At 72.4% G+C, this 23,781-nt stretch carries 27 protein-coding genes; 7 read left to right on the forward strand and 20 right to left on the reverse strand.

What is annotated here, in order from left to right:
* The 5 genes from AB0D74_RS07635 to AB0D74_RS07655 are packed head-to-tail and all read left to right on the forward strand — an operon-like array spanning window position 1 to window position 5,621.
* Entirely contained in the window at window positions 1-1,176 is a 1,176-nt protein-coding gene (locus tag AB0D74_RS07635) for an ADP-ribosylglycohydrolase family protein (protein WP_362581557.1), read from the forward strand.
* Window positions 1,164-2,648, forward strand: coding sequence for an ADP-ribosylglycohydrolase family protein (locus AB0D74_RS07640; protein WP_362581559.1), 1,485 nt, complete (start codon window positions 1,164-1,166; stop codon window positions 2,646-2,648). The genes AB0D74_RS07635 and AB0D74_RS07640 overlap by 13 nt, the downstream gene beginning before the upstream one ends.
* Window positions 2,645-3,538 carry a ribokinase gene (gene rbsK, locus AB0D74_RS07645; protein ID WP_362581561.1) on the forward strand — a complete coding sequence of 298 codons (894 nt, stop codon included), beginning with the start codon at window positions 2,645-2,647 and terminating at the stop codon, window positions 3,536-3,538. The genes AB0D74_RS07640 and rbsK overlap by 4 nt, the downstream gene beginning before the upstream one ends.
* A 29-nt stretch (window positions 3,539-3,567) precedes the next feature.
* Window positions 3,568-4,803, forward strand: coding sequence for a CoA transferase (locus AB0D74_RS07650; RefSeq protein WP_362581941.1), 1,236 nt, complete (start codon window positions 3,568-3,570; stop codon window positions 4,801-4,803).
* Window positions 4,800-5,621, forward strand: a complete 822-nt coding sequence (locus AB0D74_RS07655; protein WP_362581563.1) for a CoA ester lyase — start codon at window positions 4,800-4,802, stop codon at window positions 5,619-5,621. The genes AB0D74_RS07650 and AB0D74_RS07655 overlap by 4 nt, the downstream gene beginning before the upstream one ends.
* 77 nt (window positions 5,622-5,698) lie before the next feature.
* Here AB0D74_RS07655 and lgt read toward each other — a convergent pair whose 3' ends face one another.
* The 10 genes from lgt to hisI all read right to left on the reverse strand — a co-directional run bounded on the left by lgt (window position 5,699) and on the right by hisI (window position 14,775).
* Window positions 5,699-6,724 (reverse strand): prolipoprotein diacylglyceryl transferase, encoded by a 1,026-nt coding sequence (gene lgt, locus AB0D74_RS07660; protein WP_362581565.1) that lies wholly within the window; start codon window positions 6,722-6,724, stop codon window positions 5,699-5,701.
* A 91-nt stretch (window positions 6,725-6,815) separates the two neighbouring features.
* A complete protein-coding gene (locus AB0D74_RS07665) occupies window positions 6,816-7,592 on the reverse strand; it encodes a thioredoxin domain-containing protein (protein WP_362581567.1) in 777 nt (258 codons plus the stop codon).
* 101 nt (window positions 7,593-7,693) lie between these two features.
* Window positions 7,694-8,512, reverse strand: coding sequence for a tryptophan synthase subunit alpha (gene trpA / locus AB0D74_RS07670; RefSeq protein WP_362581569.1), 819 nt, complete (start codon window positions 8,510-8,512; stop codon window positions 7,694-7,696).
* Window positions 8,509-9,798 (reverse strand): tryptophan synthase subunit beta, encoded by a 1,290-nt coding sequence (gene trpB, locus AB0D74_RS07675; RefSeq protein WP_362581571.1) that lies wholly within the window; start codon window positions 9,796-9,798, stop codon window positions 8,509-8,511. The genes trpA and trpB overlap by 4 nt, the downstream gene beginning before the upstream one ends.
* 301 nt (window positions 9,799-10,099) lie before the next feature.
* Window positions 10,100-10,909, reverse strand: coding sequence for an indole-3-glycerol phosphate synthase TrpC (gene trpC, locus AB0D74_RS07680; protein ID WP_362581573.1), 810 nt, complete (start codon window positions 10,907-10,909; stop codon window positions 10,100-10,102).
* Between the two features lie 147 nt (window positions 10,910-11,056).
* On the reverse strand, window positions 11,057-11,506 hold the full coding sequence (locus tag AB0D74_RS07685; RefSeq protein ID WP_362581575.1) for a DUF2752 domain-containing protein: 450 nt from the start codon (window positions 11,504-11,506) through the stop codon (window positions 11,057-11,059).
* A 74-nt stretch (window positions 11,507-11,580) separates the two neighbouring features.
* Window positions 11,581-11,850 (reverse strand): HGxxPAAW family protein, encoded by a 270-nt coding sequence (locus tag AB0D74_RS07690; RefSeq protein WP_362581577.1) that lies wholly within the window; start codon window positions 11,848-11,850, stop codon window positions 11,581-11,583.
* A gap of 234 nt (window positions 11,851-12,084) precedes the next feature.
* A complete protein-coding gene (locus AB0D74_RS07695) occupies window positions 12,085-12,729 on the reverse strand; it encodes a TIGR02234 family membrane protein (protein WP_362581579.1) in 645 nt (214 codons plus the stop codon).
* Window positions 12,730-12,802: 73 nt separating this feature from the next.
* Window positions 12,803-14,290, reverse strand: a complete 1,488-nt coding sequence (locus tag AB0D74_RS07700; protein WP_362581581.1) for an anthranilate synthase component I — start codon at window positions 14,288-14,290, stop codon at window positions 12,803-12,805.
* Between the two features lie 11 nt (window positions 14,291-14,301).
* Window positions 14,302-14,775: a phosphoribosyl-AMP cyclohydrolase gene (gene hisI, locus AB0D74_RS07705; protein WP_362581583.1), complete on the reverse strand. Its 474-nt coding sequence runs from the start codon at window positions 14,773-14,775 to the stop codon at window positions 14,302-14,304.
* A gap of 82 nt (window positions 14,776-14,857) precedes the next feature.
* Here hisI and AB0D74_RS07710 point away from each other — a divergent pair, with 82 nt between their 5' ends.
* Complete coding sequence (locus AB0D74_RS07710) at window positions 14,858-15,493, forward strand: TIGR03085 family metal-binding protein (protein ID WP_362581585.1); 636 nt, start codon at window positions 14,858-14,860, stop codon at window positions 15,491-15,493.
* A 10-nt stretch (window positions 15,494-15,503) separates the two neighbouring features.
* The gene (locus tag AB0D74_RS07715) at window positions 15,504-15,902 is read left to right on the forward strand and encodes a VOC family protein (protein ID WP_362581587.1); all 399 of its coding nucleotides are present in this window, start codon (window positions 15,504-15,506) and stop codon (window positions 15,900-15,902) included.
* Between the two features lie 6 nt (window positions 15,903-15,908).
* Here AB0D74_RS07715 and AB0D74_RS07720 read toward each other — a convergent pair whose 3' ends face one another.
* The 10 genes from AB0D74_RS07720 to hisD all read right to left on the reverse strand — a co-directional run bounded on the left by AB0D74_RS07720 (window position 15,909) and on the right by hisD (window position 23,588).
* The gene (locus AB0D74_RS07720) at window positions 15,909-17,153 is read right to left on the reverse strand and encodes an MFS transporter (RefSeq protein ID WP_362581589.1); all 1,245 of its coding nucleotides are present in this window, start codon (window positions 17,151-17,153) and stop codon (window positions 15,909-15,911) included.
* 15 nt (window positions 17,154-17,168) lie between these two features.
* Window positions 17,169-17,759 (reverse strand): helix-turn-helix domain-containing protein, encoded by a 591-nt coding sequence (locus AB0D74_RS07725; protein ID WP_362581591.1) that lies wholly within the window; start codon window positions 17,757-17,759, stop codon window positions 17,169-17,171.
* Between the two features lie 123 nt (window positions 17,760-17,882).
* Complete coding sequence (gene hisF / locus AB0D74_RS07730) at window positions 17,883-18,638, reverse strand: imidazole glycerol phosphate synthase subunit HisF (protein WP_362581593.1); 756 nt, start codon at window positions 18,636-18,638, stop codon at window positions 17,883-17,885.
* The gene (locus AB0D74_RS07735; RefSeq protein ID WP_362581595.1) at window positions 18,635-19,039 is read right to left on the reverse strand and encodes a Rid family hydrolase; all 405 of its coding nucleotides are present in this window, start codon (window positions 19,037-19,039) and stop codon (window positions 18,635-18,637) included. Before AB0D74_RS07735 ends, hisF begins: the two co-directional genes overlap by 4 nt.
* Entirely contained in the window at window positions 19,036-19,761 is a 726-nt protein-coding gene (priA, locus tag AB0D74_RS07740; protein WP_362581597.1) for a bifunctional 1-(5-phosphoribosyl)-5-((5-phosphoribosylamino)methylideneamino)imidazole-4-carboxamide isomerase/phosphoribosylanthranilate isomerase PriA, read from the reverse strand. The genes AB0D74_RS07735 and priA overlap by 4 nt, the downstream gene beginning before the upstream one ends.
* Window positions 19,758-20,408 carry an imidazole glycerol phosphate synthase subunit HisH gene (gene hisH, locus AB0D74_RS07745; protein WP_362581599.1) on the reverse strand — a complete coding sequence of 217 codons (651 nt, stop codon included), beginning with the start codon at window positions 20,406-20,408 and terminating at the stop codon, window positions 19,758-19,760. Before hisH ends, priA begins: the two co-directional genes overlap by 4 nt.
* Entirely contained in the window at window positions 20,399-20,563 is a 165-nt protein-coding gene (locus AB0D74_RS07750) for a hypothetical protein (protein WP_351704898.1), read from the reverse strand. Before AB0D74_RS07750 ends, hisH begins: the two co-directional genes overlap by 10 nt.
* A 3-nt stretch (window positions 20,564-20,566) precedes the next feature.
* A complete protein-coding gene (gene hisB, locus AB0D74_RS07755) occupies window positions 20,567-21,160 on the reverse strand; it encodes an imidazoleglycerol-phosphate dehydratase HisB (RefSeq protein ID WP_362581602.1) in 594 nt (197 codons plus the stop codon).
* The gene (locus AB0D74_RS07760; RefSeq protein WP_362581604.1) at window positions 21,157-22,266 is read right to left on the reverse strand and encodes a histidinol-phosphate transaminase; all 1,110 of its coding nucleotides are present in this window, start codon (window positions 22,264-22,266) and stop codon (window positions 21,157-21,159) included. The genes hisB and AB0D74_RS07760 overlap by 4 nt, the downstream gene beginning before the upstream one ends.
* A complete protein-coding gene (gene hisD, locus AB0D74_RS07765; RefSeq protein ID WP_362581606.1) occupies window positions 22,263-23,588 on the reverse strand; it encodes a histidinol dehydrogenase in 1,326 nt (441 codons plus the stop codon). Before hisD ends, AB0D74_RS07760 begins: the two co-directional genes overlap by 4 nt.
* Between the last annotated feature and the right edge of the window lie 193 nt (window positions 23,589-23,781).

A 23,781-nucleotide genomic window follows, 5' to 3' on the forward strand; every position in this document is an offset into this window, starting at 1 on the left:
ATGACGCCCAAAGGAGAAGAAAACACCGGAGCTTCGCTCGACGACCGGATCACCGGAGCACTGGTCGGGGCCGCCGTCGGCGACGCCCTCGGCGGTCCGGTCGAGGGCTACTCCCCCGACCAGATCCTCGAACGCCACGGCGGCCGGATCCACGGCATCGTCGGCCCCTGGAACGGCGACGCCTGGCGCACCGCCCGCCCCATCGCGCCATACCACAAGGGCGACGGGCACGTCACCGACGACACCTTGATGACCCATGCGCTGGTACGGGTGTACGCCAGGGTCCGCGACCACCTCGACGCGTACGCGGTCGCCGACCACCTGGTCCCCGACCTGATGACCAACCCCCGCTGGATCCCGGAGCTGGAGACGGAGACCATCCCCCTCCACCGGGTCTTCCTCGCCGAGAAGTGGCTGGCGGCCCGCCTCCACTACGGCCATGTCGACCCCCGCGAGGCCGGCGTCGGCAACATCGTCAACTGCGGTGCCGCGATGTACATGGCCCCGGTCGGCCTGGTCAACGCGGCGAACCCGCGGGCCGCGTACGCCGAGGCCCTGGACGTCGCGGGCGCCCACCAGTCGTCGTACGGCAGGGAGGCGGCGGGCGTCTTCGCCGCGGCGGTGGCGGCGGCGACCGCGTCCGGCGCGACCACGGACTCCGTGGTCGGCGTCTGCCTGTCCGTGGCGAAGGACGGCACCCGCGAGGCGATCGAACGGGTCTGTGAAACGGCCGCCCAGCACTCCGACTTCGAGTCGGCGCTCACCCCCGTGCGCGAGGCGGTCGCCCCCTACGACACGGTGGGCCCCCACTACCGGTCCCCCTCCCTCGGCGCCCGCCGCCCCTCCCGCCTCCACGCGATCGAGGAACTCCCCGTCGCCCTCGGCATGTTGCTGGTGGCCGACGGCGACTACCGGCACGCCGTCCTCGGTTCCGTCAACTACGGCCGGGACTGCGACTCCATCGCGACGATGGCCGGCGCGATCGCCGGGGCGCTGGGCTCGCCGGTCCCCGAGGACTGGTCGAAGCGGGTCGCCGAGGCCAGCCGCCTCGACCTCTGGGAACCGCCCCGTGTCCTGGCCGGGGTGGCCCGGGAGGTCTTCGCCCGCGACATCGAACGCCGCCGCGCCCACGAGGAGCACTTCGTCCGCCTCGGAGGTCCGAGTTGCTCCGGCTGACCTGGGTCCAGCCGGAGGACCTGCTCGGCCACGAGCTGTGCCAGGCCCGGCAGGACGGGCGGGAGCCGTCGGCGATCGCTGCGCGCTGGCGGGCGGCGGGCGGCGCGGACGCGCCGAGCCGTGCGGGCGCGTCGCCGGACCGGGCGTCCCGCTATCTCCGCCGCCTCGCGGAAGACCTCCTCGACGAACTCGCGGACCTGCCGAGCAGGTTGGACGAGCCGACGGATCTCGAAGCGATCCGGGCACTGTGCCCGGAGTGGCCGTCGTACGGCTGCGCCCCGGTGGGGGCCGATCGCGCAGTTCCCCGCGCCCCTGAAAGACAAAGACCCAGCTGCGGGCAGTCGTGCCGCTGGGGCGGCACGGGTGGGCGCAGCGGCACCCTGCAAGCGCCGGTAAGCGTCCCCACCCCCGCCCCCACCCCCCGCGCGTACCAGGCCGCCTGGCTTGGCCGAGCCGTCGGGTGTCTGCTCGGCAAACCCGTCGAGAAGCTTCCGCTGCACGCGATCCGCGAACTCGCCCACGCCACCGGCAACTGGCCGCTGAACCACTACTTCACCGCCCACGGCGTCCCCGCCGAACTCCTCGCCGCCCACCCCTGGAACCGCCGCTCGGCCCCCACCTCCCTCGCCGAGAACATCGACGGCATGCCCGAGGACGACGACCTCAACTACCCCCTCCTCAACCTCCTCCTGCTCCAGCGCCACACCAGGGACTTCACCACCGCCGACGTGGCCGCCCTCTGGCTCGACGAGCTTCCCGCCGGCCGCACCTTCACCGCCGAACGCGTCGCCTACCGCAACCTCCTCACCGGCATCGAACCCCCGCACACCGCCCGCCACCGCAACCCCTTCCGGGAGTGGATCGGCGCCCTCATCCGCGCCGACGCGCACGGCTGGACCAACCCCGGCGACCCGGCCGCCGCGGCCGAGCAGGCGCACCGGGACGCCACCCTCACCCACACCGCCAACGGCGTCTACGCGGCGATGTTCACGGCGACCGTCATCGCCACCGCCGCCACCGGCACCCACGACGTCCACGCCTGTCTGCGCGCCGGCCGGACGGTGATCCCGCCCCGGTCCCGCCTGGCGCAGGCGATCGAGCGGGCGGTCGGGCTGGCCGAGACCCACGAGGACTTCGAGACGGTCGTGGACGAACTGCACCGCGTCCACTCCCCCACCCACCACTGGGTGCACGCCGTCCCCAACACCGCCCTGATCGCCGCCGCCCTCACCCACGCCGACGGCGACTTCACCGGCTCCGTCTGCCGGGCGGTGAGCGGCGGCTGGGACACCGACTCGAACGGCGCGACCGCCGGCTCCGTGGCCGGGCTGCTCGCGGGGGACCCCGACGCGCTCCCCGACCGCTGGACGATCCCGCTCAAGAACCGCCTCGCCACTTCCGTCGCCGGCTTCGACGGCACCGGCTTCGACGCCCTCGCCCACCTCACCCACCTGGAGGCGACCCGCTCATGACCCACATCGCCGTACTCGGCAGCATGAACATGGACCTCGTCGCGTACGCCGAGCGGGCCCCGCAGCTCGGTGAGACCGTCACCGGACGGACGTTCCGGACGATCCCCGGCGGCAAGGGCGCCAACCAGGCGATCGCCGCCGCCCGCGCCGGCGCCACCGTCTCGATGATCGGCGCGGTCGGCCACGACGCCTACGGTGCCCGGATGCGCGAGACCCTCGAACACTCCGGCGTGGACACGGACTCGCTGCGCACGATCGAGGGTCCGTCCGGCACGGCGCACATCGTCGTGGACGACGAGGGCGGCAACGCGATCGTCGTGATCCCCGGCGCCAACGGCACCGTCGACCATCTCTCCCCCGGCGACGAGGGCGTCATCGCCTCCGCCGACATGCTCCTGCTCCAGCTGGAGATCCCTCTCGCGGCGGTCGTGGCCGGTGCGCAGGCCGCCCGCCGCCACGGCGTGCGGACCGTCCTCACCCCGTCCCCCGCCCGCCCGCTGCCGTCCGAACTCCTCGACCACGTCGACCTGCTGGTGGCGAACGAACGGGAGGCGGCCACCCTCACCGACCGCGCCGACCCGCGCGACGCCGCGGCGGCGCTCCTCGACCAGGTGCCGCGGGTCGTCGTCACCCTCGGCGCGGCCGGCAGCCTCTACCTCACCCGCGACGCCGCCCCGCTCGTCATCCCCGCTCCGCGGGTGACCGCCGTCGACTCGACCGGCGCGGGCGACACCTTCGTCGGCGCCCTCGCGGTGGCCCTGGCCGAGGAGAAACCGATCCGCGAGGCCCTGTCCTGGGCGGCAGCCGCGGCGGCGATCTCCGTGCAGCGGGAAGGGGCGACGGAGTCGATGCCGTACCGCCCGGAGATCGAAACCCAGTACACCGCATGAGCACGACACCCGAGTCGCCCATGACGCCCATGACGCCCACAGCACGCACTGCACCCACAGGTCCGGCGACGCACCCCCAGTCCCCGCCCCTCACCGGTCTGCGCGTCCTCGATCTGGCCACCCTCTTCGCCGGCCCCCTCGCCGCCACCTTCCTCGGTGACTTCGGCGCCGAGGTCGTCAAGGTCGAGCACCCCGCCAAGCCCGACCCCTCCCGGGGCCACGGCCCGGCCAAGGGGGGCGTCGGCCTGTGGTGGAAACTGCTCGGCCGCAACAAGCGCACCCTCACCCTCGACCTGTCCAAGCCCGGTGGCCGTGCCACGCTGCTGCGGCTGGCCGCCACCGCCGACGTGATCATCGAGAACTTCCGCCCCGGCACCCTGGAGAAGTGGGACCTCGGCTGGGAGGAGCTCTCCGCCGCCAACCCGCGCCTTGTCCTGACCCGGGTCACCGCCTTCGGCCAGTTCGGCCCCTACGCCCGCCGCCCCGGCTTCGGCACCCTCGCCGAGGCGATGAGCGGCTTCGCGGCGATCACCGGCGAACCGGACGCCCCACCGACGCTGCCCCCGTTCGGGCTGGCCGACTCCATCGCGGCGCTGGCCACCGCGTACGCCGTGATGACCGCGCTCGCGGCCCGGGACCGCACCGGCGAGGGCCAGGTCGTCGACATGGCGATCATCGAGCCGATCCTGGCCGTCCTCGGCCCGCAGCCCACCTGGTACGACCAGCTCGGCTACGTCCAGGCACGCACCGGCAACCGGTCCGCCAACAACGCCCCGCGCAACACCTACCGCACGGCGGACGGCGACTGGGTCGCCGTCTCCACCTCGGCCCAGTCGATCGCCGAACGCGTGATGTGCCTGGTCGGGCGGCCGGAGCTGATCGACGAGCCGTGGTTCGCGACCGGTGCGGGGCGGGCCGCGCACGCCGACGTCCTCGACGCGGCCGTCGGCGGCTGGGTCGCGGTCCGCTCCCGTGCCGAGGTGCTGGCCGAGTTCGAGAAGGCGGAGGCGGCGGTGGCGCCGATCCAGGACGTGCGGGACGTCATGGAGGACCCGCAGTACCAGGCGCTGAACACGATCACGACCGTGTCCGACCCCGATCTGGGCCCCCTGCGCATGCAGAACGTCCTCTTCCGGCTCTCCGCCACCCCCGGCGCGATCCGCTGGACCGGCCGCCCGCACGGCGCCGACACGGACGAGGTGCTGGCCGAGCTGGGCCTGACCCCGGCCGAGGTACGGGCCCTGCGCGCGGAGGGTGCCGTATGAGCGCGGTGCCGTTCCCGCTGACCTGGCTGTACGTCCCCGGCGACCGGCCGCACGTGGTCGCCAAGGCGCTGGCCTCCGGAACCGACGTGGTGGTGATCGATCTGGAGGACGCGGTCGCCCCCGACCGCAAGGACTACGCCCGTACCGCCACCGCCGAGCTCCTCGCCCGCCCGCAGCCGGTCCCGGTCCACGTCCGGATCAACGCCCTGGACACCCCCTGGGCACAGACCGACATCGAGGCCCTTCTCGCCCTCCCCGGCCTCGCCGGACTCCGCCTCCCGAAGGTCACGGGCCCCGAGGACATCCGCCATCTCGCGGCCCGGACCGCCAGCCTCCCCCTCTACGCCCTGCTCGAATCGGCCCTCGGGATCGAGCACGCCTACGCCATTGCCGCCGCCCACCCCGCCCTGCGGGGCATCTCCCTGGGCGAGGCGGACCTACGGGCCGACCTGGGGGTACGGGACGACATCGGCCTCGACTGGTCCCGTTCCCGGATCGTGGTCGCGGCGCGGGCGGCGGGCCTCGCCCCGCCACCCCAGTCGGTCCACCCCGACACCCGCGACCTCAACGGCCTCGCCGCCTCCTGCGCCCACGGCCGCGCCCTGGGGTTCCTGGGCCGCGCCGCGATCCACCCCCGGCAGCTCCCGATCATCGAACGGGCCTATCTCCCGACCGAGGCCGAACTGGAACAGGCGGAAACGGTCATCAAGGCAGCCACCACGGAACAGGGCGCCCAGGCCCTCCCCGACGGCAGCTTCATCGACGCGGCAGTGGTGGCGGCGGCCCGCAGAACGCTGTCCCTGCTGAACCGCCGCTGACCCCGCCGACGACTCGCACACACGAAGAGGGCGCCCGGTTCGATCCCGGGCGCCCTCTTCGTCGTACGACAGGCAGGTCAGCTCTTCTTGGTCCCCGACCCGGCCTCGTCCTTGACCTCGTCCTTCGCCTCATCGGCGTCGGTGTCGGCGTCCTTGGCTCCTGCTTCGGCCCCGTCGCCGGAGGCCTCCGCCTCAACGGCCGCACCGGCACCGCCGGCCTCACCAGCACCGTCAGTCTCACCAGCACCGTCGGCCTCGCCGTCGGAGACGTCCTCACCGTCGGGGACACCCGGCTCGACCACCGTCTCCCGGCCCGGCCGCTTCTTCGCGGAGAGCACCATGTACAGCACCGCGAGCAGGAACACGATCATCGCGGTCCAGTCGTTGAGCCGCAGACCGAGGATGTGGTGGGCGTCGTCGACGCGCATGTACTCGATCCAGCCGCGGCCCACGCAGTACGCGGCGACGTACAGCGCGAACGCCCGCCCGTGGCCCAGTGTGAAGCGGCGGTCGGCCCACATGACGAGGAAGGCGACGCCGATGCACCACAGCGACTCGTAGAGGAACGTCGGGTGGTAGTAGCCCGGCACCCGGCCGCCCTCGGAGGAGGTGATGTGGAGCGCCCACGGCAGATGCGTCTCCCGGCCGTACAGCTCCTGGTTGAACCAGTTGCCCCAGCGACCGCACGCCTGGGCGAGGGCGATGCCGGGGGCGATGGCGTCGGCGTAGGCCGGCAGCGGGATGCCGCGGCGGCGGCAGCCGATCCAGGCGCCCACCGCACCGAGCGCGATCGCGCCCCAGATGCCGAGGCCGCCCTGCCAGACCTTGAACGCGTCGACCCAGTCACGGCCCGCGCTGAAGTACAGCTCGTAGTCCGTGATCACGTGGTAGAGGCGCCCGCCGACCAGGCCGAACGGTACGGCCCAGACCGCGATGTCGGCCACGGTGCCGGCCCGCCCGCCCCGGGCGATCCAGCGCTTGTTGCCGAGCCAGACGGCTACGAAGACACCGATGATGATGCAGAACGCGTAGCCGCGCAGCGGGATGGGTCCGAGGTGGATCACTCCGCGCGACGGGCTGGGAATGTAGGCAAGTTCTTCCATGGCAGGGTCGACGCTACCGTGCCGGACCGGGCCGACGGCAACCAGCCCGGCTACGGCTCCATAACGGGGGCGTGAGAAACGCTTACCCCCCTTACTGCTTGTTCGCGTCCTCGACCAGCTGCTTCAGCTTGGCCGGGGTCATGGTCTGGTCCTGGTAGATGTTCTTGCCGTCGAGCAGGACGGTCGGCGTGCCGTCGAACTTCGCGGCCTGGAAGGCCTGGTTGGACTTGACGACCCAGGAGTTGTGGGTGCCGTTCTTGACACACTTCTGGAACGCCGGCGTGTTCAGCCCCTGCACCTTGCCGGCCAGCTCGATCAGCTTGTCGTTGCTCGCGAACGCGTCGTCGGTCTCCTTCGGCTGGTTCTCGTACAGCACGTCGTGGAAGTCGCGGAACTTCCCGGCGTCCTGGGCGCAGGCCGCCGCGTTGGCCGCGTTCCGGGAGCCGCTGCCGCCGAGGTTGCCGTCGATCAGCGTGACCAGGTGGTACTCGATCCTGAGCTGACCCGCGTCGACCAGCTCGTGGAGCGTCGGGCGGTACGCGGTCTCGAAGGCCTGGCAGGCCGGGCAGCGGAAGTCCTCCCAGACGGTGAGCGTCGCCTTGGCGCCGTCCTTGCCCACCGGGATCGCGAGGCTGTCCTTGCCCTGCGCGCCGGAGGGCGCCACGACCGGCCCGGAACTCGCGCTGCTCTTGTCCTTGCCCGAGTTCGCGGCGACCACGCCGACCACCGCCGCCAGGCCCAGGACACAGACGACGCTCGCGCCGACGATCAGCGCGCGCCGTCGCTTGTCCGCGGCCTTCTGCTTCTCGCGCTCGACCGCCAGCCGCTCACGGGCCATCCGCTTTCCGTCACGATTCTTCTCGCTCACACCCCCAGAACGAACCGGGGAGGCGCACCGCGCCTCCCCGGTCCCAGGTCCACCCGTTCGAGTGACCGAATGTTCTGTCATGCCTGGAGTTCCCCGAGGGGTTACGCCTGGCCGCGCACGCCCTTCGCGAGGTCCCCGGCGAGTTCGCGGACGGCCGCCACGCCGGCCGCGTGGTCCGGCGCGTCCAGCATCCGCTTCACGAAGGCCGAACCGACGATCACGCCGTCGGCGAAGCCGGCGACCTCGGCGGCCTGGGCCGCGTTGGAGACGCCGAGGCCGACGCAGACGGGCAGGCCGGTGCCGGTGGCCCGGGTGCGCTCGACCAGGTCATGGGCCTGCGCCCCGACCGATGCACGGGTACCGGTGACGCCCATCAGCGAGGCCGCGTAGACGAAGCCGCTGCCCGCCGCGGTGATCGTGGCGAGCCGCTCGTCCTTGCTGCTCGGCGCCACGACGAAGACCGTCGCGAGGCCGTGCTTCTCGGCGTGCTCCCGCCACAGCGCCGACTCCTGCACCGGCAGGTCGGGCAGGATGCAGCCCGCGCCACCGGCCTCGGCCAGCTCCGCGGTGAAGCGTTCGACGCCGTAGCGGTCGATGGGGTTCCAGTACGTCATGACGAGGATCGGCTTGCCGGTGGCCTCGTGGGCCTCCTCGACCGTCCGCATGACGTCCGCGATCCGCACGCCGCCGCGCAGGGCGATGTCGTCGGCGGTCTGGATGACCGGGCCGTCCAGCACCGGGTCGCTGTGCGGCAGCCCGACCTCGACGACGTCCGCGCCGCCGTCCAGGGCGGCCTTGATCGCCTCGATGCCGCCGTCCACGGTCGGGAACCCGGCCGGGAGGTAGGCGATGAGCGCGGCGCGGCCCTCGGCCTTCGCGCCGGCGAGGGTGTCGTTCAGCAGCTGAATGTTCCCGCTCACTTGGCGTCCCCCTCGATCTCGGCGGTGTCGGCCGCGTCGGCCTCGACCACGGCGTCGGCTTCGGTGTCGTACAGGCCGAAGTAGCGCGCGGCGGTGTCCATGTCCTTGTCGCCGCGCCCGGACAGGTTGACGACGATCAGCCCGTCCTTGCCGAGCTCCTTGCCGACCTCCAGGGCGCCGGCGAGGGCGTGGGCGCTCTCGATGGCCGGGATGATGCCCTCGGTGCGGGAGAGCAGGCGCAGGGCCTGCATGGCCGCGTCGTCGGTGACCGCGCGGTACTCGCCGCGGCCGGAGTCCTTGAGGTAGGAGTGCTCGGGGCCGATGCCGGGGTAGTCCAGACCGGCGGAGATCGAGTACGGCTCGGTGATCTGGCCCTCGTCGTCCTGGAGGACGTAGGACCGGGAGCCGTGCAGGATGCCGGGCTCGCCGGCGGTGAGGGTGGCCGCGTGCTCGCCGGTCTCGATGCCGTGGCCCGCGGGCTCGCAGCCGATGAGGCGGACGCCCGCGTCGGGGATGAAGGCGTGGAAGAGGCCGATGGCGTTGGAGCCGCCGCCGACGCAGGCGATCGCGGCGTCGGGGAGGCGCCCCGCGCGCTCCAGGATCTGGCGGCGGGCCTCGACGCCGATCACCCGGTGGAAGTCGCGGACCATCGCCGGGAAGGGGTGCGGTCCTGCGACCGTGCCGAACAGGTAGTGGGTGTGGTCGACGTTGGCCACCCAGTCGCGGAACGCCTCGTTGATGGCGTCCTTGAGGGTGCGGCTGCCGGACTTCACGGCGATGACCTCGGCGCCGAGCATGCGCATCCGGGCCACGTTGAGGGCCTGGCGCTGAGTGTCGATCTCGCCCATGTAGACGGTGCAGTCGAGGCCGAACAGCGCGCAGGCGGTGGCCGTCGCCACGCCGTGCTGGCCGGCGCCGGTCTCCGCGATCACCCGGGTCTTGCCCATGCGCTTGGTGAGCAGGGCCTGGCCCAGCACGTTGTTGATCTTGTGCGAGCCGGTGTGGTTGAGGTCCTCGCGCTTGAGGAAGATCCGGGCGCCCCCCGCGTGTTCCGCGAAGCGGGGGACCTCGGTCAGGGAGCTGGGGCGGCCGGTGTAGTTGACCAGGAGGTCGTCGAGCTCGCGGGCGAACTCGGGGTCGTGCTTGGCCTTGTCGTACTCGACGGCGACCTCGTCCACGGCGGCGACGAGGGCCTCCGGGATGAACTTGCCGCCGAAGGCGCCGAAGTAGCCCTCCGGGGAGGGCACCTGGCCTTCTGGGTCAGGGAAGAAGTAGTCGCTGGGCATGCGGAAACCTCACGGTGAGTGCGTGTGAAAAGACACTATTCGCCGTGGGGGCGGAGTCCGTCGTACGACCTCAGACCGTGTGTGGCCGGTCGCGCAGTTCCCCGCGCCCCTTTGGGGCGCGCTGCCATCGACGGCCGTTCACCTGTCCTGGTTCGTCTCCGATGACGTAGCGGACGCGGCGGCCGTGGATTCGGCGGGCCGGCGCACGGCAACCGCGGGGCCGGCAGCCGCGCGCGAGGCGGGCGTACCGGTCCACTGTCGTCGTCACCGTGAGAGTCATCGGGTTCAGCCTAGCGGGTGATCAGCCCCGGCCGTGCCGGAGCGCGGGGTGTTCGCCCGCCGCCACCAGGTCGGCCACCGCCGCCTTGGGATCGCGGCCCGTGACCAGGGACTCGCCGACCAGGACCGCGTCGGCGCCCGCGTTGGCGTACGCGATCAGGTCGTGCGGGCCGCGGACGCCGGACTCGGCGACCTTGACGACGTGGGCGGGGATCTCCGGGGCGACCCGCTCGAAGGTGGAGCGGTCCACCTCCAGGGTCTTCAGGTTGCGCGCGTTGACACCGATCACCTTGGCGCCGGCGTCCACCGCGCGCTCCACCTCGTCCTCGTCGTGGACCTCGACGAGCGGGGTGAGGCCGATGGACTCGGCGCGCTCGATCAGCGACTCCAGGGCCGGCTGGTCGAGGGCGGCGACGATCAGCAGCGCGAGGTCGGCGCCGTACGCGCGGGCCTCCCACAGCTGGTACGACGTGACGATGAAGTCCTTGCGCAGCACCGGGATGTCCACCCGGGCCCGGACCGCCTCCAGGTCGGCCAGCGAGCCGCCGAAGCGGCGCTGCTCGGTCAGGACCGAGATGACGGCCGCGCCGCCCGCCTCGTAGTCCGCGGCGAGCCCTGCCGGGTCGGCGATCGCGGCCAGCGCGCCCTTGGAGGGGCTGGAGCGCTTCACCTCGCAGATGACCTTGACGCCCTCACCGCGCAGCGCGGCCACGCCGTCCTTGGCTGCCCGTGCCTTCGCCGCGCGCTCCTTGAGCTCGTCGAGGCTGACGCGCGCCTGCCGTTCCGCGAGGTCGGCACGGACTCCGTCGATGATCTCGTCGAGCACACTCACGCGAGCGGCCCCCTTCCGGACGGTTCTTCCAGGCGGTCAAAAACCCATGGGCCGAAAACTCATGGTCACTGCGATGGTATCCGGAGGACGGGGCAGGCCCCACATCCGGTTGACGCCGGTCCCAGTAACTGGACATCCATCGGTTGATCAAGGATGCAACCAGCCACCGAAGGGCAGGTTCCGGACAACGGTGAAGACCAGCAGCAACGCGCCCAGGCTCCACGCCTGCACCGGCCTCAGCTCGATCCGGGCGGGTCGGCCGCGCGCCGCGCGCACCACCCAGACGGTCCACACGGCGGCGAAGGCCAGATAGGCGAGGACGCCCGCCGCGTTGTCCCGCAGCGCGGCCGGGAAGTCGCCGTGGACGAAGGCGTGCGCGCTGCGCAGGCCGCCGCAGCCGGGGCAGTACAGGCCGGTGAACCGGTAGAGCGGGCAGACCGGGTAGTGGCCGGGCTGGTTGGGGTCGACGGTGCCGACGTAGGCGAAGGCCGCGGCGACGGCTCCCAGCACCGCGACGGGCATGACCAGCCGGCCCCGGAGGGAGGGCATCACCGGTGGGGCGGTTGCGCTGTGACGGTCGGCGTTCACGCCTCGCATTGTGCCCCGTACGGTCGGCACACGCACGAGAGGGGCGTCCGGATCCGGACGCCCCTCGGGAAAGCTCTGGTCGGTCAGCCCTCGGCGGCGACCGGCTCGCGGGTGACGACCGGGGCGGAGTGCGACATCACCAGGGCGCCGCCGTTGTTCTGCTTCGGCTGGCCGAGACCCATGGAGCGCATGATCATGCCGACCACGCCGCCGAGGACCACGATCACCATGCCGGCCCAGAAGCCGAGCGGCTGGGCCATCACCATGAAGGCGCCCGAGACGCAGAAACCGATGAAGGCGATGGTGACGCCGGTCCAGGCGGCCGGGGTGTGACCGTGGCTGCTGCCCGCCATGACTTGCTCCTCGTTGCTCGTACGTGTCCTTCCGGACGCTCGACCTCCATTGTCCCGTACGAGCACCGGTGCGGGACGCGGGGGTGGCGTCTGATTCGCCACATCGACTGAAACCCCCGCCGGCTGTAGCGCCCCGTAGCTGAAGCGCCCCGTAGGGGCGCGGGGAACCGCGCGACCGGCCCCCACAGCGCCGCAGCCGACGAACGGCCTGTCACGGCGCCCCCCGGCGAAGCGTCACGCGCCGGTGGGATCCTCGCCCCGGTCCAGCGCCTTCCAGATGTCCTCGGGCCGGTCGGGATCGACCGGCTTCGGCGCCCGCCTCGGCCGCTCCGCCCCCGTGCCGCGCTCGTACCGCCCGGACATCGCGGGCCACAGCCGCCCGTACCGCAGCGCCAGCAGCCCGGCGATCAGGATGAGCACACCGCCGGCCGCGGCGACGTACGGCCAGCCGGTGTGGCTGAGGGCGTCCACCGTGGCGGAGGTGTCACCGCTGGCCTCGGCGGCCTTCTCGTCGAGCGCGGAGCCGTCGGACGCGCCCAGCAGGGCCGCGGCGACGATGCCGGCGCCGGAGAGCGCGAGGAGGCCGGAGACCAGGAAGCGGCCGGCCTTGCGGACGGCGAAGACGGCGACGAGCGCGGCGAGGCCCACTATGGCGAGGGCCGCGGGGACACCGGTGACATCGCTGCCCCTGGCGGTCAGCGGGAAGTCGCCGCCGGCCACCGTCGCGGTGCCCTCCGCCCAGCGCTGCCGGGTGGACAGCAGGGCCACGGCCGCGCCGAGTGCGCCGAAGAGCAGCGCCACGGCGAGGCTGCGGCGGCCGGACCGGGCGGGTTCGCCGGCTTCGGAAGAGGGGTGAGGAACAGCAGTCACGTACTCCACTATCGCCTGAACCCCGCACGAACGGTCACCCGGGGTCGGGTGATAAGCACCCCACTTGCCCGGTCCGGTGCGCCTACTTGCCCAGTCTGTTGGCCGTGTGCACCGCCCGCAGGACCGCCGCCGCCTTGTTGCGGCACTCCTGGTCCTCGGCGGCCGGGTCGGAGTCGGCGACGATGCCGGCGCCGGCCTGGACGTACGCCGTGCCGTCGCGGAGCAGGGCGGTGCGGATGGCGATGGCGGTGTCGGAGTCGCCGGCGAAGTCGAGGTAGCCGACGCACCCGCCGTACAGGCCCCTTCTGGACGGCTCCAGTTCGTCGATGATCTGCATCGCCCGGGGCTTGGGGGCGCCGGAGAGGGTGCCGGCCGGGAAGCAGGCGGTGAGGACGTCGAAGGCGGTGTGGCCCTCGGCGACCGTTCCGGTGACCGTCGAGACGATGTGCATGACGTGCGAGTACCGCTCGACGGACATGAAGTCGACGACCTCGACGGAGCCGGGCCGGCAGACCCGCCCCAGGTCGTTGCGTCCGAGGTCGACGAGCATCAGGTGCTCGGCGCGCTCCTTGGGGTCGGCCAGCAGCTCGTCGGCGAGGGCCTGGTCCTCCTGCGGGGTGGCCCCGCGCGGCCGGGTGCCGGCGATGGGGTGCACCATGGCCCGCCCGTCCTCGACCTTGACCAGGGCCTCCGGGGAGGAGCCGACGACGTCGAAGCCGTCGAAGCGGAAGAGGTACATGTACGGGGACGGGTTGGTGGCCCTGAGCACCCGGTACACGTCCAGTGCGCTCGCCGTGCACGGGGTCTCGAAGCGCTGGGAGGGGACGACCTGGAAGGCCTCGCCCGCGCGGATGCGCTCCTTGACGTCCTCGACGGCCGCCTGGAAGTCGGGGCCGCCCCACAGGGCGGTGTACTCGGGGAGTTCGGAGGGCGGCAGGACGGCGGGCGGCTGGGCGACCGGCCGGGAGAGGTCCGCTTCCATCGCGTCCAGGCGGGCCACGGCGTCGGCGTGGGCCTCGTCCACGCCGCTGTCGAGGTCGTTGTGGTTGATCGCGTTGGCGATCAGCAGGACCGAGCCCTCCCAGTGGTCCATGACGGCGAGGTCGCTGGTGAGGAGCATGGTCAGCTCGGGGATCCGGAGGTCGTCGCGCTCTCCCGGGCCGATCTTCTCCAGGCGGCGCACGATGTCGTAGCCGAGGTAGCCGACCATGCCGCCGGTGAACGGGGGCAGCCCCTGGTCGTGCGGGGTGTGCAGGGCCTCGATGGTGGCGCGCAGGGCGTCCAGCGGGTCGCCGTCGACGGGCACGCCGACGGGCGGGACGCCGAGCCAGTGGGCCTGGCCGTCGCGGACGGTGAGGGTGGCGGCGGAGCGGACGCCCACGAAGGAGTACCGGGACCATTGGTACGCCGTGCGGCCGTTCTCGGCGGACTCCAGCAGGAAGGTGCCGGGGCGTTCGGCGGCGAGCTTGCGGTAGAGCGCCACCGGGGTGTCGCCGTCGGCGAGGAGCTTGCGGGTGACCGGGATGACTCGCCGGTCGGCAGCGAGCTTGCGGAAGGTCTCGAGGTCCATGGCGGCAGACCTTACTGATCCGAGGCGGGTACGCCGGTGCCGGTGCCCCTGGGACCGGACTCGGCCCGCCCGGGACCGGACTCGACGCCCTCGTGACCGTGTTCGGCGTCCTTGAGGAGCACGTCGGCGTCGAAGCAGGTGCGGTCGCCGGTGTGGCAGGCGGCGCCCACCTGGTCGACCTTGACCAGCAGGGTGTCGGCGTCGCAGTCGAGGGCGACCGACTTCACCCACTGGAAGTGGCCGGATGTGTCGCCCTTGACCCAGTACTCCCGGCGGCTGCGCGACCAGTAGGTGCAGCGGCCGGTGGTGAGGGTCCGGTGCAGCGCCTCGTCGTCCATCCAGCCCAGCATCAGCACCTCGCCGGTGTCGTACTGCTGGGCGATGGCGGGGAGGAGTCCGTCGGCGCTGCGCTTGAGGCGGGCGGCGATCTCCGGGGCGAGGCCACTGGACGGGGGCGTGCCCGTCCTACCGGTCGTACTGGTCATGTGTGCCATTGTGCCGCGCGGCACCGACAGTCACGGTTCGTGTCCACTGTCCGGACGGTGCGTGTGGTCGTAGGCTGGCGTTATGTCGACCTTCGCCAAGCGTGAACGGCTCCTGCTCGCCGACCTCTTGGAGACCGCCGGTCCCGAGGCGCCCACCCTCTGCGAGGGCTGGGTCACCCGGGATCTGGCCGCGCACGTCGTGGTGCGCGAACGCCGGCCGGACGCGGCCGGGGGCACGGTGATCAAGCAGCTCGCGCCACGCCTGGAGAAGGTGACGGCCGAGTTCGCCGCCAAGCCGTACGAGGAGCTCATCCAGCTGATCCGCACCGGTCCGCCGCGGTTCTCGCCGTTCCAGCTCAAGCAGGTGGACGAGGCGGCCAACACGGTCGAGTTCTACGTGCACACCGAGGACGTCCGCCGGGCCCAGCCCGACTGGTCGCAGCGGGAGCTGGACCCGGTCTTCCAGGAGGCGCTGTGGGCCCGCCTGGAGCGCACCGCCCGGCTGCTCGGCCGGGGCCTGCCGACGGGCCTGGTGCTGCGCCGCCCGGACGGCCAGACGGCGGTCGCCCATCGCGGCGCCCCCGTGGTGACGGTGACCGGCGAGCCCTCCGAGCTGCTGATGTTCGCGTTCGGCCGGCAGGCCGCGGCCAAGGTCGAGGTGACCGGCGACGAGAACGCGATCGCCAAGCTGCAGGAGTCCAGGAAACTGGGCATCTGAGGAGCCCCCGGTGATCAGGGTCGCGATGACGAGCGTGTACGTGGACGACGTGCCGAAGGCGCACGCCTTCTACACGGACGTCCTCGGCTTCGAGACCCGTACCCGCCTGGACCTGGGCGACGGCAGCCTGTTCGTCACGGTCGGCGCCCCGCTGGGCGCCCAGCCGGACCTCCAGCTCCTGCTGGAGCCGGGCCAGGGCCCCCTCGCCGACCCGTACCGCAAGGCCGTCTACGCGGCGGGCCTCCCGGCCATCGTCTTCTCCGTGGACGACATCCGTTCGGAGTACGACCGCCTGCGCACCCTGGGCGTCCGCTTCCCCCACGAACCCCAGGCCCAGGGGCCGGTGCTCGCCGCCGTCCTGGACGACACGGTCGGCAACCTGATCCAGCTGACCCAGCCGAAGGGCTGACCGCGCTCAGCGGGGCAGCTCGGCCCGGCGCAGCCCCGGTACGGCGAGCGCGACGACCCCGCCGAGCCCACACACGGCCGCGCTGACGACGTAGACCGGACCGATCCCGAAGACGCCGATGGCGGCGGCCGTGAACGGCATGCTGAGCGGAGTGAGACCCAGACTGACCAGACCGGACACGGCGGTGACCCGCCCCAGGTAGGCGGGGTCGGCCTGGGTCTGCAGCAGCGCCCCGCACATGGCGCCGCTGAGCCCGGCGAGCAGGCCGATCAGCAGGGCGACGCCGACCGCGCCGGCGAGGCCCGGTACGAAGGCGAGGGCGCCGATCGCGACGGACCCGGCGAGGATCGAGACGCCGGCGACCAGGCCCGCGCGCGGCAGCCGACCCCGCACGGTCAGCAGCAGGGAGGCGGCCCCGGCGCCGGCGCCGAACCCCGCGAGCACCCAGCCCACGCCTGCCGCGCCCCAGCCGCGCCGGTCGGCGAGCAGGGTCAGCCCGACGTTGAGGGGGCTGACGAAGCCCAGGTCGCTGAGGGCTATGGCCAGCATCAGCGGGGCCAGGATCCGGTGGCGGCGGACGTGGGCGAGGCCGGCCCGCAGATCCTGCCAGGGGGTGGGGGCGGCGGCGCGGTCGTCGGCCGGGAGTTCCCGCACCCGCAGGGTCGTCAGCAGGGGTACCGACACGGCGATGAGCAGCCCGGCGAGGCCGAAGGCCGCCGCGGCGCCGCCGACGGCCACGCCGAGGCCGCCGAGCGGGGCACCGAGGATGCTCGCGACGCGGATGGCGAGACCGCGCATGCCCTGTACGCGCGCGAGCTGGTCGCGGCTGGTCACGCGCGCGGGAAGGGCGCCCACGGCGGGCATGAACACGGCGTCGACGATGCCGAAGACCAGGGCGAGCGCGGCGAGCGGCCACAGGCCGGGGCTGGTCAGGAACAGCAGCGCGGAAACGGCGAGGACGGCCGCGCAGCGGACGGCGTCGGAGCCGATGACGACCCGGCGGGGGCCGAGCCGGTCGGCCACCACCCCGCCGAACAGCATCAGCACGGCCCGGGGCAGCGCGCTGACGGACATCACCGCCCCGGCCTGCGCGGGTGACCCGCCCTGGACTGCGGCCCAGGACAGGGCGATGTAGTAGACGCTGTCGCCGACCATGGAGGAGGTGTAGGCGCCGAGCCAGCGCAGGACGTTGGGGTCGCGGTGGGCGGGGCGCGGTGCGGCGGTGGCCGGGGCTGTGAGGGTCGCGGTCACGGAGGTGGGCCCTTCTCAGAGGCGGAACGGGAAGCCGTACACGTGCAGCGCGACGTGCTCGCGCCCTTCGGTGTCGCCGTCGGCCTCGGCGGACCGGCCCTTCTCGTCGTACTTCCTGGCCAGGGCGAGCAGTTCCTCGCGGAGTTCGGCCAGTTCGGCCGCGGTCAGGCGGAGCAGGGACTCGCTGTCGGGGGCGGCGGCGTTCCACTCGGCACTCCAGGTGGCGCGCTCGTCGAGGTAGCGGCGGTACAGGTCGGCCCGCTGGTCGTGGAAGAGCCGGGTGGCGGCGAGGTGGGCGGCGGCCTTCTCGGGCGCGTCCCGGAAGTCGCGGTCCCGGATGGTGATGCCCTCGGAGGCCGGCTGCCACCAGCGCTCCCGGCCGTCCGCGCTCTGCGGTTCGGCCGCTTCGACGAGGCCGTGCTCGGCGAGCTTGCGCAGGTGGTAGCTGACCAGCGAGACGGCCTCGTCGACCTGGTCGGCGAGGTGCGAGGCCGTCGCCTTGCCGGCCACGCACAGGCCCCGGTAGAGCTTCATGCGCAGCGGGTGGGCCAGCGCCTTGAGGGTGCCGATGTCGGTGATCGGGCGGTCCCGTTCCCTGTCCGTCATGCCGTCGACCCTAGATACGAAAGTTATGTTGCGCAATATTTTTTGCGCAACTTTCCTTTCGCATCTGGGCGGTGAAAGGCCCCGGCGTCCTCCGTGGGTGCCGGGGCCGGGGTCGGCGCGGTGTCAGCGCACCGGGTGGCCCGCCTCGCGCAGGGTCTGCTTCACCTCGCCGATCCGCAGGTCGCCGAAGTGGAAGACGGAGGCGGCGAGGACCGCGTCCGCGCCCGCCGTGACGGCCGGGGGGAAGTGGGCGAGGGCGCCGGCGCCGCCGGAGGCGATGACCGGGACCGTGACGTGCTTGCGGACGGCGGTGATCATCTCCAGGTCGTAGCCGTCCTTCGTCCCGTCCGCGTCCATCGAGTTGAGCAGGATCTCCCCGGCGCCCAGCTCGGCGGCCCGGTGCGCCCACTCGACGGCGTCGATGCCGGTGCCGCGGCGACCGCCGTGGGTGGTGACCTCGAAGGATCCCGAGTCCGTGCGCCGGGCGTCGACCGAGAGGACCAGGACCTGGCGGCCGAAGCGTTCCGCGATCTCGCGGATCAGGTCCGGGCGGGCGATGGCCGCGGTGTTGACGCCCACCTTGTCGGCGCCGGCGCGGAGCAGCCTGTCGACGTCCTCCGCCGTACGGACGCCGCCGCCGACGGTCAGCGGGATGAAGACCTGCTCGGCCGTGCGGCGGACCACGTCGTAGGTGGTCTCCCGGTTGCCGGAGGACGCGGTGATGTCCAGGAAGGTCAGCTCGTCGGCGCCCTCCGCGTCGTACACCTTGGCCATCTCGACCGGGTCGCCCGCGTCGCGCAGGTTCTGGAAGTTGACGCCCTTGACGACCCGGCCGTTGTCCACGTCCAGGCAGGGGATGACTCGGACCGCCAGGGTCATGAATCCACGGCTCCTCTGTATGCCTCTAGCTCTGCCTCGACCAGGATGCGCGGGTCGACGAAGCCGGTCACCACGACGAACGTGGTCACCGGGCGCACCAGGTCGAAGACCTCCTTGTGGGCGCGTCCCACCGCGTCCATGTCGCGCGCGTGCGCGAGGAACAGGCGGGTGCGGATCACCGACTCCGGTCCGAGCCCGAACTCGGCGATCGCCTCCAGGGCGCCGGCGAAGGCCACCCTGGCCTGCTCGTACGGGTCGCCCTCCCCGTAGAGCACGGTGCCCTTGAAGGACGTCGTGCCGCCCACCACCACACGGTCGCCCGCCGCGACGGCGCGGGCGAAACCGAAGCTCTCCTCCCAGGGACTTCCGCTCTGCACGCGCCGTACGGCATCGGACGTCATCGTGACACTGCCTCCAGTGCTTCTTCCAAGGTGAACGCCTTGGCGTACAGGGCCTTTCCGACGATGGCGCCCTCGACACCGAGGGGTACCAGGTCGGCGAGGGCCCGGAGGTCGTCCAGCGACGACACGCCGCCGGAGGCCACGACCGGCCGGTCCGTCGCCGCGCACACGTTCTTCAGGAGCTCCAGGTTCGGGCCCTGGAGGGTGCCGTCCTTGGCGATGTCGGTGACGACGTAGCGGGCGCAGCCCTCCTGGTCGAGACGGGCGAGCGTCTCGTAGAGGTCGCCGCCGTCACGGGTCCAGCCGCGGCCCCTGAGGGTCGTGCCGCGCACGTCCAGGCCGACCGCGATCTTGTCACCGTGCTCGGCGATGACCTTGGCGACCCACTCCGGGGTCTCCAGGGCGGCCGTGCCGAGGTTCACGCGCGTGCAGCCGGTGGCGAGGGCCGCGGCGAGGGTGGCGTCGTCGCGGATGCCGCCGGAGAGCTCGACCTTGATGTCCATCGCCCCGGTGACCTCGGCGACCAGCGCACGGTTGTCGCCGGTGCCGAACGCCGCGTCCAGGTCGACCAGGTGCAGCCACTCGGCGCCCGACGCCTGCCAGGCGAGCGCGGCCTCCAGCGGGGAGCCGTAGGAGGTCTCGGTCCCGGACTCGCCGTGCACGAGGCGGACGGCCTGGCCGTCGCGGACGTCGACGGCGGGGAGGAGTTCGAGCTTGCTCACAGTGTTCCGATCCAGTTGGTGAGGAGCTGGGCGCCGGCGTCGCCGGACTTCTCGGGGTGGAACTGGGTGGCCCACAGGGCGCCGTTCTCCACGGCGGCCACGAACGGCTTGCCGTGCGTCGACCAGGTGACGAGCGGGGCGCGCATCGCCGGGTTCGTCGTCTCCAGGGTCCAGTCGTGGACCGCGTAGGAGTGCACGAAGTAGAAGCGCGCGTCCGTGTCCAGGCCGGCGAACAGTCGGGAGCCGGCCGGGGCCTCGACCGTGTTCCAGCCCATGTGGGGCACGATCTCGGCCTGGAGCGGCTCGACCGAGCCGGGCCACTCGTCGAGGCCCTCGGTCTCCACGCCGTGCTCGATGCCGCGCGCGAACAGGATCTGCATGCCGACGCAGATGCCCATCACCGGCCGTCCGCCGGACAGCCGGCGGTCGATGATCCAGTCCCCGCGCGCCCCGCGCAGGCCCTCCATGCAGGCGGCGAAGGCGCCGACGCCGGGCACCAGCAGGCCGTCCGCGTTCATGGCCTTGTCGAAGTCACGGGTGATCTCGACGTCGGCCCCGGTGCGGGCGAGGGCGCGCTCGGCGGACCGGACGTTGCCGAAGCCGTAGTCGAAGACGACGACCTTTTTCGACGGTGCGGTCAATTCCACACCTCCAGCCTCATGACGCCCGCCACCAGGCACAGGGCGGCGCTGATCGAGAGCAGCACGATCAGGCTGGTGGGCATCTTCTGCTTGACGAAGGAGATGATTCCGCCGACCAGGAAGAGTCCGACGACGATCAGTATGGTCGAGAGGCTGTTCATCGCTTACAGCGCGCCCTTCGTCGAGGGGAGGATGCCGGCCGCGCGCGGGTCGCGCTCGGAGGCGTAGCGCAGCGCCCTCGCGAGAGCCTTGAACTGGCACTCCACGATGTGGTGCGCGTTACGTCCGTACGGTACGTGCACGTGCAGGGCGACCTGCGCCTGGGCGACGAAGGACTCGAGGATGTGCCGGGTCATGGTGGTGTCGTACTCGCCGATCATCGGCGCCATCTTCTCCGGCTCCGTGTGCACCAGGTACGGGCGGCCGGACAGGTCGACGGTGACCTGGGCGAGGGACTCGTCCAGCGGGACCGTGCAGTTGCCGAAGCGGTAGATGCCCACCTTGTCGCCGAGGGCCTGCTTGAAGGCGGCGCCGAGGGCGAGGGCGGTGTCCTCGATGGTGTGGTGCGAGTCGATGTGCAGGTCGCCGTCGGTCTTCACGGTGAGGTCGAACAGACCGTGCCGGCCGAGCTGGTCGAGCATGTGGTCGTAGAAGCCGACGCCGGTGGCGATGTCGGTCTTGCCGGTGCCGTCGAGGTCGATCTCGACGAGGACCGAGGTCTCCTTGGTGGTGCGCTCCACGCGCCCTACGCGGGTCATGCGTCCAGCTCCTTCTTGACTTCACGTACCGCGTCGAGGAACGCGTCGTTCTCTTCGGGGGTTCCGGCGGACACCCGCAGGAAGCCGGGCACGCCGTTGTCCCGGACCAGGACCCCCCGGTCGAGGATCCGCTGCCACACCGCGTGCGGGTCCTCGAACCGCCCGAACTGCACGAAGTTGGCGTCGGACTCGGTGACTTCGAGGCCGATCGCGCGCAGCTCGGCGACCAGCCGGTCCCGCTCGGCCTTCAGCTGCTCGACGTACTTCAGCAGCGTGTCGGTGTGCTCCAGAGCGGCCAGCGCGGTCGCCTGGGTGATCGACGACAGGTGGTACGGCAGCCGTACGAGCTGTACGGCGTCGACCACCGCGGGGTGCGCGGCGAGGTAGCCGAGGCGCAGGCCGGCCGCACCGAAGGCCTTCGACATGGTCCGGGAGACGACGAGATTCGGCCGACCTTCCAGCAGCGGCAGCAGCGAGGCGCCGTGGCTGAACTCGATGTAGGCCTCGTCGACCACCACCATCGACGGCTTGGCGGTCTGGGCGGCCTCGTAGAGCGCGAGGACCGTCTCGGCCGGGACCGCGTTGCCGGTGGGGTTGTTGGGGGTGGTGATGAAGACGACGTCCGGCCGGTGCTCGGCGATGGCCGCCGAGGCCGCCGCGACGTCGAGGGTGAAGTCCGCGTTGCGGGGGCCGGAGATCCAGCGGGTGCCGGTGCCGCGCGAGATGAGCGAGTGCATCGAGTACGACGGCTCGAAGCCGATCGCCGTACGGCCGGGTCCGCCGAAGGTCTGGAGCAGCTGCTGGATGACCTCGTTGGAGCCGTTGGCCGCCCACACGTTCCGGATGGTGAGCGGGTGGTTGCCGGTCTTCGTCAGGTAGCCGGCCAGTTCGGTGCGGAGCTGGACCGCGTCCCGGTCGGGGTAGCGGTTCAGGTCCCGGGCCGCCTCGCGCACCCGCTCGGTGATCCGCTCGACCAGCGGTTCGGGCAGCGGGTAGGGGTTCTCATTCGTGTTCAGCCGTACGGGGACGTCCAACTGGGGCGCGCCGTAGGGGGACTTGCCGCGCAGCTCGTCCCGTACGGGGAGATCGTCGATGCCGAAGCTCACTTGCCCGTCGGTACCTTCCATCCGAACCTTGCCTTGATCGCCGCGCCGTGCGCGGGCAGGTCTTCCGCCTCCGCGAGCGTGACCACGTGGTGCGCGACGTCGGCCAGCGCGTCCTTCGTGTAGTCGACGATGTGGATGCCGCGCAGGAACGACTGCACGGACAGGCCGGAGGAGTGGCAGGCGCACCCGCCGGTGGGCAGCACGTGGTTGGACCCGGCGGCGTAGTCGCCGAGGGAGACCGGCGCCCAGGGGCCGATGAAGATCGCGCCCGCGTTCTTCACCCGGTCGGCCACGGCGGCGGCGTCGGCCGTCTGGATCTCCAGGTGCTCGGCGCCGTACGCGTCGACGACCCGCAGGCCCTCGTCGACGCCGTCGACCAGGACGATCGCGGACTGCCGGCCCTTCAGCGCGGGGACGATCCGGTCCTCGACGTGCCGGGTGGCCGCGACCTGCGGCTCCAGCTCCTTCTCCACCGCGTCCGCCAGCTCCACCGAGTCGGTGACCAGCACCGCCGCCGCGAGCGGGTCGTGCTCGGCCTGGCTGATCAGGTCGGCTGCGACGTGCACCGGGTCGGCGGTGGCGTCCGCGAGGACCGCGATCTCGGTCGGGCCGGCCTCGGCGTCGATGCCGATCCGGCCGGTGAAGTAGCGCTTGGCGGCGGCCACCCAGATGTTGCCGGGGCCGGTGACCATGGTGGCGGGCGGGCAGGACTCGGTGCCGTACGCGAACATCGCGACGGCGGTGGCGCCGCCGGCCGCGTACACCTCGTCGACGCCGAGCAGGGCGCAGGCGGCGAGGATGGTCGGGTGCGGCAGGCCCTCGAACTCGGCCTGCGCCGGGGAGGCGAGGGCGATGGACCCGACGCCGGCCTCCTGCGCGGGCACCACGTTCATGATCACGGAGGACGGGTAGACCGACCGGCCGCCGGGCGCGTAGAGCCCGACGCGCTCCACGGGCACCCACTTCTCGGTCACGGACCCGCCGGGCACGACCTGGGTGGTGTGGTCCGTACGGCGCTGCTCGCGGTGGACGAGACGGGCGCGCCGGATGGACTCCTCCAGGGCCGCGCGCACGGCCGGGTCGAGCTCGTCCAGCGCCTTGGCCAGAGCCTCGGCCGGGACCCGGACCTGCTCCAGCGTGACCCCGTCGAACTTCTCGGCGAAGTCGATCAGCGCCGCGTCGCCCCGATGATGCACGGCCTCGCAGATCGGACGCACCTTCTCCAGGGCGGCCGAGACGTCGAAGTCGGCTCGGGGCAGCAGGTCGCGCAGAGCGAGGCCCTCGGGGAGGGCGTCGCCGCGCAGATCGATTCGGGAGATCACAGGCTCAATTCTCTCAGACGGCACTCGGAGCCCGTCCGCGCGTATCAATGGCTGATACAGAACGTGAGCCGACGACCGCACCGGCCGCCACCGCATGGCCGATACGGGACGCGGGGCCACGGCCGGTGCATAGCCTGGCCGGAACCCGGAAGATCGCCTTCACTTCCTGTGTTCGGGATCTCACCCACCGGGC

Origin of the sequence: Streptomyces sp. NPDC048278 (assembly GCF_040652195.1) — a bacterium.
In the GTDB taxonomy this organism is placed as follows: domain Bacteria; phylum Actinomycetota; class Actinomycetes; order Streptomycetales; family Streptomycetaceae; genus Streptomyces.